The sequence below is a fragment of the Nocardioides sp. LMS-CY genome (assembly GCF_018732145.1).
Lineage (GTDB): Bacteria > Actinomycetota > Actinomycetes > Propionibacteriales > Nocardioidaceae > Nocardioides > Nocardioides soli.
Genome location: NZ_CP076104.1, coordinates 66,838 through 83,493, shown reverse-complemented (window position 1 = coordinate 83,493; position 16,656 = coordinate 66,838). Strand labels below are relative to the sequence as shown.

Genomic DNA, 16,656 nt, shown 5'->3' with positions numbered 1-16,656 from the left:
AGTGCGGTTCCCGCCCGACACTGGGGTCGCGACCTAGCGTCCGAACCAGTCACGGCGGATCCTCACTGAAAGACCATGGCCGCCGGCGGATGCTGAGATGATCCGGCTGTGACCCCCGACGAGCGACTGCGCGAGCTCGCGATCAGACACGCTGCGTTCGGGTGGCTCGACGGGCAACGTGCCGCGGGCAAGGAGACCTTCAGCCAGGAGGACACCAGCAACCTCACCCTGACTGGTGAGCAGGTGCGGCTGATGCCGACCCAGCAAGGAATCTGGAAGCCGGGAGGACTCGCGGCCGCTCTCTCGATCCGGACGGTCTATCGCCCCGAGGGCACCGCCCGCCCCTACGACGACGCCGTCGGGAGCGACGGGTTCTACCGCTACAAGATGCGCGGCGACGATCCGGACCACTTTCAGAATCGGGCCCTGCGTGAGGCGATGGTCGAGCGCCTGCCCCTGATCTGGTGGTTGGGGGTACAGGGCGGCGGATACAGCGCGCTCTATCCGATCTACCTCGTCGGCGAGGAGCGATCCGACCTCCAGTTCGTCGTCGACATCGACGCCGTGCCGCAGCCCGACATCACCTGGCCGTCGGCGCAGCTCGAGCTGGACCCGTCGTACCGGCAGCAGCTCACCAAGATCCGCCTACATCAGCGTCCGTTTCGGGCAGCGGTGCTCCGGGCGTACCGGACCTCATGCGCCGTCTGCTCCTTCCGGCACAGCGACCTGCTCGACGCGGCGCACATCCAGGAGGATGGCGCCGGTGGACGCCCGATCGTGACCAACGGACTCACGCTGTGCAAGATGCACCACGCCGCCTACGACCGACGGATCCTTGGCATCACGCCCGAGTACGAGGTGCGGATCAACGCCGAGGTGCTCCACGAGATCGATGGACCGATGCTTCGCCACGGCATCCAGGAGTTCCACGGTAAACAGCTGATGGTGCTGCCGGAGCGCCGTGCGGAGCGCCCCGATCGCTTGCTCCTTGAGGAGCGGTTCCAGGCGTTCCTCGACGCGAGCTGACCACGTCCAGACCGGCCACGTCGAACGATCCGCCGTCAGTGCTCGGTGGTCCTAAGTGGACAACTTTCGAACCCCCCTCGACCCCTGTTGCGGATGCTCCGGGGCGAGGCCGCCAATGTCACCACCCACCCCAAGCAGTCCACATCCGCTCCCGAACGCCAGCGCCAGGTCCACCTGCCCATCCATTACCAGCACGAGCTGATCGAGCGGTACAAGGCCGGCGCCACGCAACGGGAACTCGCGGGCCAGTACGGAGTCCACCGAACGACCGTCACCAAGATCCTCCAACGCCACGGCGTCGAGGCACGGCGCGGCCTGCATCCTGCCCTGATCGACGAGGCCGTCCGGCGCTACAAGGAGGGCCAGTCCCTCGCGACCGTCGGACGGGCGCTCGGTGCCGACCCCGGCACAGTCAAGGCGCGGCTCATCGAGCGAGGGGTCACGATGCGTGACACTCACGGCCGACCACGGTGAAAGACCCGAGCGGAACGGATCAGTCGAAGCGGAAGCCGAAGATGCCGCCCGTGTCGTATTCATCGGTCAGACGCGGTTCGATGATGCAGTCAGTGACGCCCGCCCCGTGACGCTCCGCCTTGTCGAGGTCGTCCGAGTTCATTGTCACGATGTACTGCAGACCCTCCTCCGAGCAGACCTGGCGAGCGAGCGACAGCGCTTTCGCAACCTGCCGCTCGTCCACACCGTCAAACAGGTGGCTGTCGTGCACCAAGAAGTCGGGGCCCCGCCCACCTCTGCGAGCGATCACTGCAGCCATCAAATCGAAGCAGAACGTGACCATCTTGCCGACGCCTTGGCTGTCCTCACCGCCGATGTGAGGGTTGATGCGCAGGCTGGTTTCGAGCGCGGTGATCTCTACCCATGCGTCCCGCTCGGCCCCGTACAAGGTCGACGCAAACCTCTGGAAGAGGCTGTTGATCTCGGTGACGGTGTTGTCTCGCTCGCCGAGGTCCCTGCTGATGGCCTGTTGGAGTTTTCCGCGCTCAAGCTTGATTTCTGCCTGCGTCGCCTCCAACTGCACCGCCGTGTCCAGCCGTGATTGCAGTGTGCCGAGCTCTGCCTGGGCTGCTGACAGCTGCTGTTGAAGAGCGGTAAACGCGGCGAGCGCACCCCCCTGCTCGAGTGTTCGGAGCAACGCTGCGTGTCGCTCGCCCAGCCCGTCACGCTCGCGCTGACGCTCATCGAGGCGACTGCGAGTCGCCTCGAGCTCATCCTGCAGATAGGCACGGCGGTTCGCGATGACTGAGTCGTGGAAGACACGGACGTCGTCGTAAGTGCGAAGAACAGCACCAGGAAGCTCAATGCCGAGCTCCTGATAGATCCGCTCCACGTAACTGACGTCCGGCTCATCCTCATCGCGGATCGCGGCCTCCAAGTCGAGGATGTTGCGACGGTCCGCGGCGTCTGCGCTTCGCAGAGTCCGAATCCGTTCGTCGACCGCGTCCGCCTCTGCCTGTAGGCGCTCATACTCCGGCACGACTCGGAACGCAGCGACCTGCTCTTGGAGCGACCGGACCCGGGCGTTCGCAGCAGTCACTTGCCCCCTCAACTCGGAGACGGCCCCGACAACAAGCTTGAACCCGGGGTCCTTGATGGCCTCACGGAGCTTCTTACGCACAGCCTCTCTTGCGGCCAGCGATTGGTAGCCAGCCGCCAAGCGCCAGTCGAGTCCGAGAAGATATGCGACGTTCGAAGACGCCTCGGTGACGGACTGCCGAGGGAAGGTCTGAACCGGGTCATCGAAGCCATGCTGGGATACGCGGCGCGCATAGAACGACAGCAGCCCGCGAACGCTCACGCCCTCGTGCTCTTCGGGGAGCCCGAACAACGAACTTCCCAAGGCGGACAGCCACTCCGCAACTGGCACGTCGCGACCGAACGTCGGCAACGTGTCTACTCCGCCGGTCACATCCGGGCTCAATCCCACCTTCGATCGCGACCGGGGCTTGAGAGACCTCGACGCCGTAACGGGGTCCGCGAGCCCGGGCCAGTCGAGAATCAGGGTGAACACGTCATCGCGCAAGGCACGATTCGCCATCACCGAGTCCGTCAACCGGCCCATACCGAGCACGTAGTGCAAGATCTCAATGAGAGACGATTTCCCGGCACTGTTTCGACTGTCCGTAGTCGTCGAGGTAGCGGTTTTGTCCGCGACCAGGATGTTCAATCCGGGGCCAAGGGTGACGGTCTTGAAGCGGTCATCGCTCGATCGCACCTCCCTCAGCATTACGCGACGCTCCGAACGATCAGCCCGGCCTCAAGCCGCACGGCCCCAAGGGCGTACAGCGTGTCCAGCGCAAGAACGAACCAGGAGAACGAAACCGCGGCGTGATGCCCGTTCGAAGCACGCCATTGCCCAAGCCGCGACCACGCCTGGCTCACCGTCATCGGCTCATCTAGAAGCTGCGCGACCTGTGCACCCACAGTAAGCAGTGCTCGCTGAGGCGCGATCCCCTTGGTCGGCGTGATCACGACGCGACCTCGGTGGGCGGCGCCCAGTCTGCTGGTGGATTCTCGAAGATGTCGCAGCGTTGGAAGAAATAGGCGAGCACGGCGGTCTGAGCCCTATAAAGCGGACCGGACTGGAGCCGCGACCCAGCGAGGAACTCCCGCAAGCGAAAGAGCGTGTCTTCTGGCTCCAGGTTGTCCGCAACAGCATCGCGGTACTCCTGATTGAATCGAGCGGCAACTTCATCGCGCTCCGTGACGTCGATCCGACGTGCGTAGTAGTCGTCGATCATCGGCGAGTGCCTCATAGCGTTACGCAACTCCGCTTGACTGTCGGGGGTGAGCGCGCTGAATCGGAGCTTGTCGATCGAGACAGCCTCAACCGGAGCACCTGCGTCGAGCGGGATACCTGTCACCGATAACTCGGCGAGCAGTTCCTCCATCTCGGCAAGCCCGACCGTGACCGTGTGCTGAAGCGGAAGCTGGCTGCCGAGCAGCTCCTCCACTTGATCGCGAGTCAAGCGCCCGATGATGTCCCGAATGTGCCGAGCACCGATCAGCTCGAACTGAATTCCGCCGTTTGCCTTCTGGGCGCCAGCCAGAGCCGCCGACACTTCTGGGTGGGTGCCTCGGGTGTCGTTTTGCACGAAGACGAAGGTGTCGAACTGGCCGGCGCGCTTCGCGAGAGCTGCGGCAAGGTCGCCATTGAACTTGCTCACCGTCTTCGAGGCATCCGGTGTCTCGGGCGCATAGCAGGCGTACAGGCGGCGACCGTGGAGGCTAAGACCGTCGCTCCCAAGGTCACCGAGACTTCCATGGGTACGCACGTCAACGAACGACGGATCGGAGCATGTCATCAGGTCGTGGAAGAACGTCTCGAACGCCTCCCCCGTCAACGTGTGCAACTTCGTCCAGAGCATGGGGCGCATAGACAACCGCTCGTAGAAGTCCACGACGCTCCCTCCTCGACTTGACCGCGCTTGGGACAGGCTAGTGGCCCCGCGCAGGACGCCCGGTCAGAACCCGTACTTCTCCTTACGGAGCCGGAATGCCTTCTCGCCACCCTCCATGACGGCCGTGATCTGATCACGCACCGCCGCCACGTCGATGGCGCCCTGTTCCTTGATGTGTCCTGCGGACTGATCGCCAGCGTTGACGTAGGCGCAGACCAACACAAGGTCGGCGTCTCCGTTGACGACCAGGTTGGCGTTGTGGCTTGAGAAGATCAGCTGCCTGCCGCTCTTCGATTCCCAGATCTTTGCCACGATCTCTTGAACCGTGTCACTGTCGAGGTCGTCCTCAGGCTGGTCGATGATCAGTGGGGTACCGCCCTGCGACAACAGCGTGGCGAGAAGGGCTGACGCCTGCTGACCGGCCGATGCCGAATCGAACGGGATGTACTCGTTCTCCTTAGCCCGGTACTCAAACTCCGGGAAGTCAGCGAGTTCAGTCAAGGAAAGGTCGAGCCATCCATCGGGCGTCAACTTCGGGATGATCTTCTTCTGATCCGCCACCACGAACTCCAACCGCGACAGCGTAGGAGTGTGCTCGGACTTAACGTCGGCGTCGGGTTCAAGAAGCATCAGTGACTCAAGCTCCTCGAGGACCAACTCCCACGTTGCGGCCGGATCGGACTCCTTCGCCAGCTCCTCGAAGAATCGCTCGATCTTGTTCGTGCGGACGTTCGATCCGGTGACGAGTGCCTTGAACTTGGCGAGCGCGGCGTCGAAGCCTCGGCTCACAGACAAAGTCGCGCGGATCATTCCGTCCGAGCAAGCCGACAGGCCGTCGCACTGGGCGGCGAGCGCCTCAGAGCGCTCCCTGCGGGCGGCGGTCAACTCCTTGCGCAACTCGCGGTGCTTCTCATCCGGCTTGCCGAGGGTGTCGCGCTCTTTGCGTTGCCGCTGCGCCAGCTCAGACGCAGTCTTCTGTTGCTGCTCCAGCGAGGCGAGTTCGCCCAACTTTGCCTCGTGCGCGGAGGACCTGGCCTTCACGGCCGCGTAGGTCTGCTCGTAGGCGTCCAGTTTCGCCGCGAGGTCCGCCCGCGGGACCGCTACAGCGCCTCCGTCAGCCATGAGGACTGCGAACTCTTCGGCGAGAACCGCGACCTTGTCCTTCAAGGCGGACAGTGCCGCCACCGAGGCTTCAAACGAGGCATCGACTTCGGTGGAGATGTCGGCGGGAATCGTGTCCGGCTTCGTCATGTCGCCAAGCGAGGTCTCGAGACGGGTGACCAATTCGGTCAGGTCCGAGTGCGCCGTGCCGAGCTGCTGGGTCCACGCCGACTCAGCCGTTCGCGCACGATCGTGCGCAGCCTTACCGTCCAGGACGAGGCGATCGGCTTCGGAGATGCCGGAAAGACCATCGCGCAGCGCTTGAGCCTGCTCACCGAGCGATCGCACTCTCAGTTCCGATCGCTCAATCTCGGTCGAAAGGTCCCGGTGACGCTGCAGCGATCCGTAGTTCTCACGCAGGCGTCCAGCGACCTCATGCTGCCGTCGCTCGATCTCCTCCAGATCCCGCTGGATCGGCGAGGTCACAAAGCGGAGCAGTTCGTCGATCCGGATCGCAACACTGCTCAACTGCTTCTGGCTGTACGCCTGAATGGGCAGCAGGCTCTGGATGGCGCCTTCACGAACCTTCTCGAAGTCGCCATCGCCCACCTTGAGCTGCACCGTGCCGTCATCAGCGTGTCGACGAACCACGTGGGTGATTCCGTTGATGACGCAGTGCACTTCAACATGGGCCTTGAGCGCCTTAAGCGTGACCTCGATCAGCCGGCGCTGGCGGACCCTAGGATCCGCCACTTCGTCCTCCGCAGTCGAGCTTGCAGGCTGATCACAGAGGGCCCAGCGCAGGTAGTCCAAGATCGTGGACTTGCCTGTTCCCCGCCCACCAATCAGGGCGGTGTATTGGGGGTTCAGGGCAACATCGACCCTGCCCATGAACTTGCTCTGAGATACGACGACGCGCGAGATCCAAGCATTTGGCAGGGATGGCTCAGACTGCGAAACCCGCGAATCCTGGGCAAGACAGGCTTGGCGAAGAGCCTCAGCTGTCGGCGCCGCCCATTTCACCCAAGTCGAGTGCTTCCCCAAATTTGAGAAGTCGGCCGTTCGTGAGTCTGAAGTCTGAAACAGCGCGAGTCTCTTTGAACCCCACTCCGGCACCTTGCCGTCGAGGATCTTCTTGTCGCCCACCTTGCTGTCGAAAACCGAGATGGTTCCGTCGAGGTATCCACCGACGGACCGCATGTCCCTGTACTTCGACTGGAACGACGTGCGTAGGAGGGTTTTATAGCCCGACGGCGTGACGTTCGGCAGAACGATGTATCGGCCGCGCAGCCAGTCCCGACTGTCGAGCTTCTCGTGAAGCGCGTTGAGGTCACCGGAATCTACAAGCTCCGTAACCTGCGGAACAGAGTCCAGTGCGGCGTCGATCGGATCGAAGTGCAGGGCCTTGAGGACATCGTCGAGGCGGTCCTCGGGGAAGTCCGCGTCGAGGATCATGATGGCCTGGCAGGGAACACTCAGCGTAAGCTCAAGGGCCGGAAACACGACCAAGCGTTCTGCCTCAGGAACAGTTGTGCCGTCCTCGCGCACCTCCTCCGCTGCCGCCTTTCGGATGTATGGGAAGTACGCGAAGTCGTGGTGATCCGAGATCGCCACAGCATCAAGGCCACGCTCCCTCGCCGCTGCAACAAAGGCCGCCGCCCACTGCTCGCGCTCAGCCAACGCCGGCCGCGCGCCATCCCACTGCGTATCGCGCGGGGTGTGGACCTGAAAGTCCGCCCGATAGAAGTGACCGCCCTTGTCCGTCAGTGAAATTGCCCGCATGGACTCCTCGCCCATCACACCCTCCAGTTGGCGGGCGTGGATACTGCGTAGTCGCAGACACCGATCGCGGCAAAGTGCTTGGTCGCGGCCTTGATCTTGGCGTTCTCGGTCGGACGGCGCTTGACCTCGTCGTCGGTGCTCTTGGTCTCCCGGATCATGTAGATCCGGTCAGCGCCGTCCTCATGCTTGATGATCGCCCAGTCCGGGTTGTACGGGCCGACAGGAGTGTCGATCTTGAACGTGCCCGGGAGCTTCATGAAGAGCTTGATGTCGCTGCGGCCGTCGAGCAGTTCGGCGAACTGGCGCTCGGGCTCGGAGTCGTAAACGACGTAGTCGAAGTCGGACTTCTCCGGGTTCTGCAGCTTGTACATCTGGTCGAGGAAGCGGTCTTTCTCCTCCTGGCCGTCCCTCTGCAGCTCACGCAGCTCGTAGACGTAGCCGCCGATCTTCTCGTACTGGATGCCCTCGGTGACGATCTCGGCGAGCACGGCCTGCAGGCGACCCTTGACCATCTGGATGAAGTCGTTGGGGTTCCCGATGAACTCGGGCAGGCGCCCGCTGTCCAGGAGGATGTCGATGATCGTCTTACGGGTCAGCGACGTGGCTTCCTGCAGTTCGGTGATGATGTCGGGCAGGTCGTAGGCGCCCTGGAGGGACGCGGACCGCTGACCGGTCTCGGTTGCCTTGGTGCCGCCGCGAAGGATCTTGACTCCGGCGCGCGTGACTTGGATGCGGAGCGGCTGGATGGCCGGCGCTTCCTTGATCGCCTTCACCGTCGCCTCGATCAGGCGGTCACGATCGACCGACACGCGGTAGGTAGTGCGAGCCGAGATGGCGCGCCAGAACTCCTCGAACTCGGGGTTCGCGAAGAGCTCCTTGTTGAGCTTGCGTGCCTTCCGCTTGGACTGCGGCTTCACGTAGCGCTCGATGCTGGAGCGGCCGATGTACTCGATGATCGTGTCTTCGTACGGCCAGAAGAAGTCCGGGATGTGCTGCTTGAGGTCGAACCCGAGCTGGGTCGGCTGGTAGGCCGCGGTGACCTTGCCATCCATGATCATCCCGGAGGACTCCAGCGCCTCGTAGAGGGTCTTGGAGCGCTCGTAGCCGAAGTACTCCGGGCCGTCGGGCTCGATGTGCTCTTCGTAGAGGGCGATCTTGGAGAACTCCTGCAGGCGCACGCGACCGATCTCAACGCCGGACTTCTCGTACTCGGTCTGGAGCGACTTCGCGAACGCGACGTAGGACTCGTTGGCGATCACGGTCAGCTGGGCAATGCTGCGGTCCGCCACGCGCTCGCCAGTCTGGTCGACCGGCAGACGCAGGCCACGGCCAATGGTCTGGCGGCGCTCCACCTCGGCGCCCATCTCGCGCAGCGTGCAGATCTGGAAGACGTTCGGGTTGTCCCAGCCTTCGCGCAGCGCGGAGTGGCTGAAGATGAAGCGGACGGGCTCCGCCTGGTCGAGCAGGCGAGCCTTGTCGCGCATGATCAGGTCGTAGGCATCGTCGTCAGCCTTGGTGCTGCCTGACGTGTCTTGGAAGGTGTCCGTCCCGCCACGCTTGGCCTTAAGCACGGAGAAGTAGCCCCGTCGGAGCTCCGCCGGATCCTGCGGGAAGAGTTCCTGCCACTGAGGGGACTTGGCACGCTCCTCGCGGAACAGCTCGTCGAACCACTGGACGAACTGGCCGTTGGCGTCGATGTTGTTGAAGCCGTCGCCGAGGAAGTTCTCGACCTTGTCGATGAAGAACAGGCTGAGCACCTTGATGCCCTTCGATGCCAGCATCGTCTGCTTGCGGAAGTGCTCCTTGATGGTCTCGCGGATCATCTCGCGGTAGATCGAATCGGAGTTGCCGCCGATCTCCTCGCCCTGCTGCAGCATGCCGTGCTTGTTGAGCTCCACGAACTGCGGCTCAATCGAGAGTTCCGTGATCCACCACCCCTCGTAGGCGGGGTTGTTGGTCAAGTTGGACAGCTCCTGGTCTTGCTTGGCCTTCACGACCCGGCGAGTTAGGGAGCCGTCGGCACCGCGAACGGCCAGTTCGAGCTTGGCCTCCCACGGGTCGCGCTTGACCTCGACGACCTTGATGTAAGGCGTCGCGTCCGAGCCCTGCTGGGCCACTTCGGCAACCACGATCTGCTTGACCAGGCCGTGGTCATGGGCGTCGACCGGGTCGAGCCGGTAGACGACGTTGCGCTGCTTGCGGTGCGTGGCCGAGAAGCGGAGCGTGGCAATCGGGTCGAGTTCCCCGATGGACGACTGCGAGAGCTGGGACTCCATGTTCTGCGGCTCGTCCATGATGACGACCGGCCGGGTGGCCTTGAGGTAGTCGATCGGGCGAAGGCCGTTCAGCTTGTCGCGGGTCTGGTGGATGATGCGCGAGTTCGCGTTGCCACGGATCGAGTCGATCGTCATGACCATGATCTGCACGTTGGTGCTGGTGGCGAAGCCCTGCACCTCTTCGGCGGACTGGCCCGAGTAGACCGAGTAGTCGAACGGCTGTGCCGGGTACAGGTCGCGGAAATGCTGGTGCATCAGCTTGATGCTGGTCGTCACGCCTTCCTTGATTGCGACGCTCGGAACGAGGATCACAAACTTGGTGAAGTTGTACGCCTTGGCCAGCTCGAAGATCGTGCGCAGGTATACGTAGGTCTTGCCGGTTCCGGTCTCCATCTCGATGTCGAAGTCGAGCGCGTCGCCGGCAAGAGCGCCGAGAACCTCGAGCCCGTTCTTGTCCTGGACTGCCTGCAGGTTCTGGAGGATGGTCGCCTCGTCGAGGACGAGGTTGTTGCCCACGGCTCCGACTTCCTGCGTGAGGTCGAGGTCGAGGCTGGTCTGGTCTTGGGCTCCGTGCAGCTTGCCCTCGCCGCGCAGCGTCGTCAGGACCGCTTCCGCGTCCTTGGGCTGGCCATCGAAGAGCTGAACCAGCGACTCGATCGCGTCGAGCTGGTACTGCTGCTTGGCGTCGAACTTGAACTCCATCAGGCAGTCCAGAGCTCCACGCCCTTGCTCTTGCAGAGCTGAGCGAGGTTGGTCTTCAGTTCGTCGTCGCCGTGGAAGGCATCCTCAAGAATCACGAACCGCGCGGGCTCCTCATCCACGACCGCACGGAGCTGGTCGAGCGACGGCTTCGTGTGCTCGTCGAGGTACGCAAGGAGCAGGCCGCCGCCAACCGCATGCACGGTCAGGCCGGCGATGTCCTGTTCCGCCGACTCCTCCGTGAGGGAGTAGCCCTGCTTCAGCAGCAGTTCGGCAAGCAGCGCATCGGCAGTCGCGTTGTCTTCCGCGCTGTCGCGGAGCTCAAGAAGGTGCTGCTGAAGCTTGTCGGCATCGACGTCGCTCGACACCCTCCACTTCGAGAAATTGGTGTCGACCAGGGTGAACGCTCGGAATCCGACGTCGACCGTCTGGCCCGCCAGTTCCGCCTTGACCTGCTCGCCCGCTGCGTCGATGCGCTTGCGCGAGATGTCAGCGATTGTGTCGAACCCAGCGCGCTTCGCATCAGCGTCATCCGTCGGCTCAGGCAACTGCACGGCGATGAACCGACGGTTGCCACCGTCCTTGGCGTTCACTGCCAAGACCGAGTGCGCCGTGGAACCTGACCCGGCGAAGAAGTCCAACACGATCGAGTCGGGGGTGCTGCCGATTGCGACCAAGGTCTTAAGAAGCTTGGTCGGCTTCGGGTTGTCGAAGTAACTACCCCCGAGCAGCTCTCGGACTTCGGTACTTCCAGTCCGAGTACGGCCAAAGCGATCGTCGACGAACAACGAGCGGGGCTTGCCGCCAGGCTTCTGGTAGTTCTTCGTGTAGACGTTCCCGTCCTTGAAGACGAGCTGGTCCATGTTGTTCTGGACCTTGTCCTTGGACCACCGCCAGATGGCATTCGGCCGAGCGGGATCGCGGTGCGAAAGCTTGTAAACCTGCCCGTCCGGACCAACGAGGTCGTAGTCCATCGAGCAGGAGTACTGCAGGTTCTGCTTGTCGAGGCGTTCGAGGGCGTACTTCCCGCGCTCATCCTCATTGTTGTATGAGGTCGTTGCCACCGCATCGGGATCTAGGCCGAGCGCGTTGTCCGTCTTGGAACGAGAGAAGCACACGATGTATTCGTGATCGACGGCGACCTCGCCGCTGTCATTGGCACCGCCGCTCTTGCTCTTCCAGATGAACGACGCGATGTGGTTGCCCTCACCGAAGACCTCGTTGCAGACCTTCACGAGGTTGTCGATCTCGTTGTCGTCGATCGAGATGAAGATGACTCCGTCCTGCGTGAGCAGGTTGCGAGCCAACTTGAGGCGCGGATACATCATGTTGAGCCAGTTCGAGTGGTACCGGCCCTCGGACTCGCTGTTCGTTGAGACCTTCTTGCCCTCTTCGTTTACCTGCTTGGTCCACTCGAGGTAGGTCTCCAGCCCCTCTTTGTAGTTGTCGGGGTACACGAAGTCCTTGCCCGTGTTGTACGGAGGATCGATGTAGATCATCTTGATCTTGCCGTGGTAGTGCTTCTGCAGGATCTTGAGCACTTCGAGGTTGTCGCCCTCGATGAACACGTTCTTCGTCGTGTCCCAGTCCTTGCTCTGATCCTTGACCGGGCGCAGCGTTGCAGTAGTCGGCTCCTGGGCAGCACGGAGTGCGCGCTTCTTGCCGGGCCAGAACAGACCGAAGCGCTCACTGCTGTCGGCGACGTCCGCCGCGAGGAGCTCCGTCAGCTTGGCGACGTCGACCTTGCCGTCCGTGATCGCCTCGGGCACCAGCTCCTGGAGCTGGCGCGCCAGCTCCGTCTGCAGGTCAGGGGTGGTGCTCGGGATCTCGTGGATTTCGTCGGCCATTCAGTCTTCCTCATTGAATTTATCTGAATTCATTTTATCAATATTGTGCATTATTGATAAGCCTTGAATTAGGCAGTTACTCGCCAGCGGATAGCGAAAAGGTCCTCGGTCTCGCGCTTGCCCTTGAGCGACTGCTCGATCAGGTCGAGGTACTTGTCGATCTCTTCCCGGAGCTTGATCCGCTCGCCTCGGGCGCGGTCGTCCTCGTCTTCGGCTTTCTGCGCCCAGCGCCTGGCTTCCTTCTTGTGTCGCAGTTGCTCCATCGGGTCGTCGGTCTGTCGCGCCGCCTTCCGGCTCTCCTTCTCCTTCTGGCGGTAGTCGCGGATCAGCCCTTCGGACTCGGCCTTGCGGTCGAGCGTGTTCCGGTAGAGCAGCTCCTCCTGCTGGTCGTAGTAGCGAGCGTTGCGCGCCTGCACTTCCTTCTCGAACGCCTCTCGCTGGGCGTCCAGATGCTTTTCGAAGGCCGACTCGTCGATCATGTCAATCGGGTCCGACACTTCTCTGCAGGCGAGGTCCATCAAGTCAGCGACGTACTCGTGGTCGAGCCACTCGCCGTCGTCCGTCAGGAGCCCCGCAAGCGCGTACGACTCGGAGATGTCCTCGTTGCCGGCCTTCATCCGGAACGTGACAACCTTGCTCACGAGCCGCCCGCACTTGCCCTGCAACGCCTTGATCGCGGTGCTGGCTCGCTGGGCCTTGCCGAGACTGAAGGTCAGCTCACGGGCAGGCGTATCCGCGTCTTTCGAGCTGGCGACGACGTACTCGGCCAATGGACTGGCAAAGCGGTACTGGTGGGCGTGTTCCTGCGGCTGCGACTTGAAGAAGTACCGACCGGTCTTGGCGTCTGGGATCGGCGCCGTGTGGAGCTCGAACTGGCGACCGTCTCCCTCGAAGGTGGCGACGCTGTCGAGCTGGAACTTCGTGACCGCCAGAAGGAGCTGCTCGAAGCGGTTGAGCACCTCACCAGACTGGGCGTCGTACGACTTGAGGCGGTCCTGGACGTTGGGGTCAAGGTTGTCGAAGACCTTGGCCTTGGCGCTGGCCATCTCTTTGGAGATCTCGCCCTCGAACTGCTTTTCCAGCTGGTTGAACGCGACCTCGATGTCGCCCGCGGTCTTGCAGCGATTCAGGATGTCGCTGATCGTCTTCTCAAAGTCGAGGCCGTCCTCGATGGAGCCGAGCACCTCGTCGCTGGCACCGAAGACTCCCTTGAAGAGGTGGAACTTGTCCTCCAGCAGCTCGAGGATGCGCTGCTCGGCGAGGTTGCCCTTGTTGGAGAAGTTCACGACCACGACGTTGTGCTGCTGGCCGAAGCGGTGGGCGCGGCCGATGCGCTGCTCGACGCGCTGCGGGTTCCAGGGCAGGTCGTAGTTCACGACCATGGAGCAGAACTGCAGATTGATGCCCTCCGAAGCTGCCTCGGTGGCGATCATGATCGTGCCCTCTTCGCGGAAGTAGTCCACGAGAGCCTTGCGGCGATCGGCGGCCAGGACGCCGGTGATGACGTCGCTTCCCTTGTTGCGTTCGAGCCACTTCTGATAGATCGCTGTGGCTTGTGGAGAGTCGTTCTGGCCGTTGAACAGGAGCAGTCCCTCGCCCCGTCCGGCTTCGGTGAGCGAGCGCGCAATGTAGTCCTGGGTCACCGTGGAGTCGGTGAAGATGATGGCCTTCTGAGGCGCTCCCAGCTCGCGCAGGCGCTCGAAGCCGAGGTCAAGCGCGTGATTGAGCTGGACGGCCTTTTCGTTGACCGTGATCGACCGGGCCAGCGCGGCGTACTCGCGCAGCTCACGGACCTCGTCCTTCATGGGCTCGATGTCACGCGGGTCGATGGCCGTGAATCCGGACTTCGGCTCCTCGTCGAGCTCTTCCTCTTCCTCGTCGGTGAGGTCGGCGTCGACGATGAAGCTGCCGGTGTTCGTCCAGCGCCTGCCCTCCTCGACTTCTCGCTCCAGTCGACCCGCGACGCGTTCGAGCGTGCTGGCGATGGCATACGTCGAGGAGCCGAGGCGCTTGCGGATGATCAGAGCACTGAGGTGCCGCGTGGACTTCGAGAAGGCGTAGACCTCGTCGCGCTGGAGGTACTCGTTGACCAACTCGTAAAGACGCTGCTCCTCGGGCGACGGCTCGAACCCAACGGTCAGCGGGAGACGCTCCGTGAAGCGGATGTACTTGTCGGCATCGCGACGGAGCGTTCGCTTGCTGACCTGCGCGACGCGGTCGCCGAGGTCGTCGAAGGCTGCCGACTCCCGGTTCTTGATGTAGCGCTCACGGAAGGCGTCGAGCGAGTAGAAGTAGTTGGGATCGAAGACCGAGACCAGGCCGTAAAGCTCCTCGAGCTTGTTCTGCAGAGGCGTAGCGGTCAGCAGGACCGTCTTGTGCGCGCCATCAACGATGTGAGCAACGGCGTTAGCGACCTTGGCCTTGCCGTTCCAGAAGTTGCGGAGACGGTGCGCTTCGTCCGCGACAACGACGTCCCACGCACGCAGGAGCGACAGCTCGTGGCGCTGGGCGAACTCGTACGAGCAGATCAGCACCTCGGGCGAGCGGCCCGCGCCGAGGAGGCGGTCCTTGGTCTTCGCGTCGAGGAGCGAGCTGGGGATCAGGAACTTCTCGTAGAGCTCCTGCTGCCACTGCTGGCGAAGACTGGACGGCGCGATGATCAGGATGCTGCGCTTGCGCTCCGCCCAGTACTGGCTGATGACGATGCCCGCCTCGATCGTCTTTCCGAGGCCGACCTCGTCGGCAAGGATCACGCCCTTGAGGAACGGGGTCTGGAGCGCAAACAGGGCCGCATCGATCTGGTGCGGCTTCGGCTCAACCTGAGCATCGAAGAGAAGGCCGGCAAGCTTGCCGACATGGTCGCTGGCGTAGCTGCGCTGCAGTTCGTGGGCGTAGTACTTGGCCTGGTACTCGGTGAAGCCGTCCTTCATCGGTCGACTCCGCACGGCGCGCTCGTAGAGTCCGTTGCCCGCCGGTTCTCCGAGCCCATCGTGTACCTCCCTCGACTCGGGAAGCACCCTACCGACGGGACACCGATCTGCGGGTCGGTTCGCGGCGATCGTCGCAGGCGAGCACCACCGACGCGGGACAGAACCGGGTGGGCGGCAGCAGGATTCGATGCATATTCAGTTGTCACTGAATATCATTATATCAATGTCGCGACATTCATTTCCGTTGTCGATTTCGCTACATCAATAGGTCCGTGTGCCGCCTCTGTTAATCAAGTCTGCCTAGCGTCGCATTTCGTTCCGAGGGCGCTATATGTGTTGACTTTTCCCAACAATCATTCATAATGATGGGCGAAACCAACGGGCAATGCGCCTCCTGTCCGTCGGTTTCAAACCTCGTCGCTGTAATGCGGTTTCCAGAGCACCAATAGGTGATCGGCCGCACGCACCGAGGAGGTACGCCATGACTGGCGACATCCCGCCCACGACGGTGGGCAACCCAGGCGGCCAGCTTCGAACGCTGGCTGTCCGGATCACGGAGGATCTGCGCGCCCAGCTGGACGTTCTCGCCCAACTCACGGGTCGCAGCACCACCGAAGAGATCCGCCTGGCGCTGGAGCACTGGATCGCGAAAAGCAAAAGCGATCCGTCCGTGCTCAAGCAAGCCGAGGCGGTCAAGGCTGAGATCGAGCGTGAAGCTCAGACTCGCCGCAACGCTATCGCCGCGATTTTCGAGGGCGATGGCACCGGCGGAGGAACCAAGAGTTCCCCACCCCGGTCGACTGGTACGAGCAAGCGCTCCCAGTGACCAACCCCGTGGCGGGCTCCGGGCGTGCACAACATCTTGTGCCGCTCGGGGCCCGCTCCCCTCCCGGACTTCGTAGCCGGACTCTCCAGCCAACCGCTGGCTGGAGAGCAACGCCTACGAAAGGGGTGATCGCGATGCCGACTGGCATCCACTTCCCGCTCGACGAGCGGCAACCCTTGGCCCCCCGTGAGTACAACACTCTCGAGGACTACCAAGCCGCAGTCGGCGGCTACGTCGAATCCATCGGCGCCGGCGAGGCAGGCATGTCCTTCTTCGCCAACGACGAGGCCAAGCTGATTGGCCTTGGGATCAACCGCAGGGCAACCATCTTCTGGTGGCTGCATCTGTCGTCGTCCTTCCAGCGAGACTTCCTCGCCGGGGACGTCGTCCTGGTCGGTCCGACCCACCCGAGTGGGTCAACGCTGAGCGTGCCGCGCTCGGTCCAGCAGCTCCTGTTTACGCCCTCCACCTTCGCGGTCGAGGTCAGAGTCATGGGATCGAACAAGTGGCACCGGAACCCGGCCGACTTCGAGGACTACTTCGAGGCAGGCGGCTGGGCTCTGGATCTCAGCATCCGCCGCCGGGAAGTCGAGAAGGTCCGCGTGATCGCCGCGTAGGCAGTGGACAACCACACCACCTCCATGCAGGCGGACGTCACCGGCTCACCGGGGGCTCAGAGATTACGAGCACCGGGAGCGGTGGCGTCCGCCAACGAAACGAACATCACGAGAACGGGAGTCGCGCAAGCGGCTC

The 16,656-nt window shown here is 63.0% G+C and carries 11 protein-coding genes; 4 read left to right on the top strand and 7 right to left on the bottom strand.

The features are described from left to right. The first annotated feature begins 108 nt into the window (after positions 1-108). Both KM427_RS00405 and KM427_RS00400 read left to right on the top strand, forming a co-directional pair. A complete protein-coding gene (locus KM427_RS00405; RefSeq protein ID WP_215525845.1) occupies positions 109-1,026 on the top strand; it encodes an HNH endonuclease in 918 nt (305 codons plus the stop codon). Between the two features lie 93 nt (positions 1,027-1,119). Beyond that, on the top strand, positions 1,120-1,500 hold the full coding sequence (locus KM427_RS00400; RefSeq protein WP_215525844.1) for a helix-turn-helix domain-containing protein: 381 nt from the start codon (positions 1,120-1,122) through the stop codon (positions 1,498-1,500). Between the two features lie 19 nt (positions 1,501-1,519). Here KM427_RS00400 and KM427_RS00395 read toward each other — a convergent pair whose 3' ends face one another. From KM427_RS00395 to KM427_RS00365, 7 genes are all read right to left on the bottom strand, one after another. After that, positions 1,520-3,268, bottom strand: coding sequence for an ABC-three component system protein (locus KM427_RS00395; protein WP_215525843.1), 1,749 nt, complete (start codon positions 3,266-3,268; stop codon positions 1,520-1,522). Further along, positions 3,268-3,513, bottom strand: a complete 246-nt coding sequence (locus KM427_RS00390) for an ABC-three component system middle component 6 (RefSeq protein ID WP_215525842.1) — start codon at positions 3,511-3,513, stop codon at positions 3,268-3,270. The genes KM427_RS00395 and KM427_RS00390 overlap by 1 nt, the downstream gene beginning before the upstream one ends. Then, a complete protein-coding gene (locus tag KM427_RS00385) occupies positions 3,510-4,442 on the bottom strand; it encodes an ABC-three component system protein (RefSeq protein WP_215525841.1) in 933 nt (310 codons plus the stop codon). The genes KM427_RS00390 and KM427_RS00385 overlap by 4 nt, the downstream gene beginning before the upstream one ends. A 63-nt stretch (positions 4,443-4,505) precedes the next feature. Beyond that, positions 4,506-7,340 (bottom strand): TrlF family AAA-like ATPase, encoded by a 2,835-nt coding sequence (locus KM427_RS00380; RefSeq protein ID WP_215525840.1) that lies wholly within the window; start codon positions 7,338-7,340, stop codon positions 4,506-4,508. Continuing rightward, positions 7,340-10,303, bottom strand: coding sequence for a restriction endonuclease (locus tag KM427_RS00375; protein ID WP_215525839.1), 2,964 nt, complete (start codon positions 10,301-10,303; stop codon positions 7,340-7,342). The genes KM427_RS00380 and KM427_RS00375 overlap by 1 nt, the downstream gene beginning before the upstream one ends. Continuing rightward, complete coding sequence (locus tag KM427_RS00370; protein WP_215525838.1) at positions 10,303-12,147, bottom strand: site-specific DNA-methyltransferase; 1,845 nt, start codon at positions 12,145-12,147, stop codon at positions 10,303-10,305. Before KM427_RS00370 ends, KM427_RS00375 begins: the two co-directional genes overlap by 1 nt. Before the next feature lie 68 nt (positions 12,148-12,215). Beyond that, entirely contained in the window at positions 12,216-15,077 is a 2,862-nt protein-coding gene (locus KM427_RS00365; protein WP_215525837.1) for an SNF2-related protein, read from the bottom strand. Between the two features lie 481 nt (positions 15,078-15,558). Between KM427_RS00365 and KM427_RS00360 the strand changes: the two genes are divergently transcribed. Together KM427_RS00360 and KM427_RS00355 are read left to right on the top strand one after the other, a co-directional pair. Next, positions 15,559-15,903 carry a ribbon-helix-helix protein, CopG family gene (locus KM427_RS00360; RefSeq protein WP_215525836.1) on the top strand — a complete coding sequence of 115 codons (345 nt, stop codon included), beginning with the start codon at positions 15,559-15,561 and terminating at the stop codon, positions 15,901-15,903. A gap of 134 nt (positions 15,904-16,037) precedes the next feature. Continuing rightward, on the top strand, positions 16,038-16,520 hold the full coding sequence (locus KM427_RS00355) for a DUF3846 domain-containing protein (protein ID WP_215525835.1): 483 nt from the start codon (positions 16,038-16,040) through the stop codon (positions 16,518-16,520). Positions 16,521-16,656: the final 136 nt, after the last annotated feature.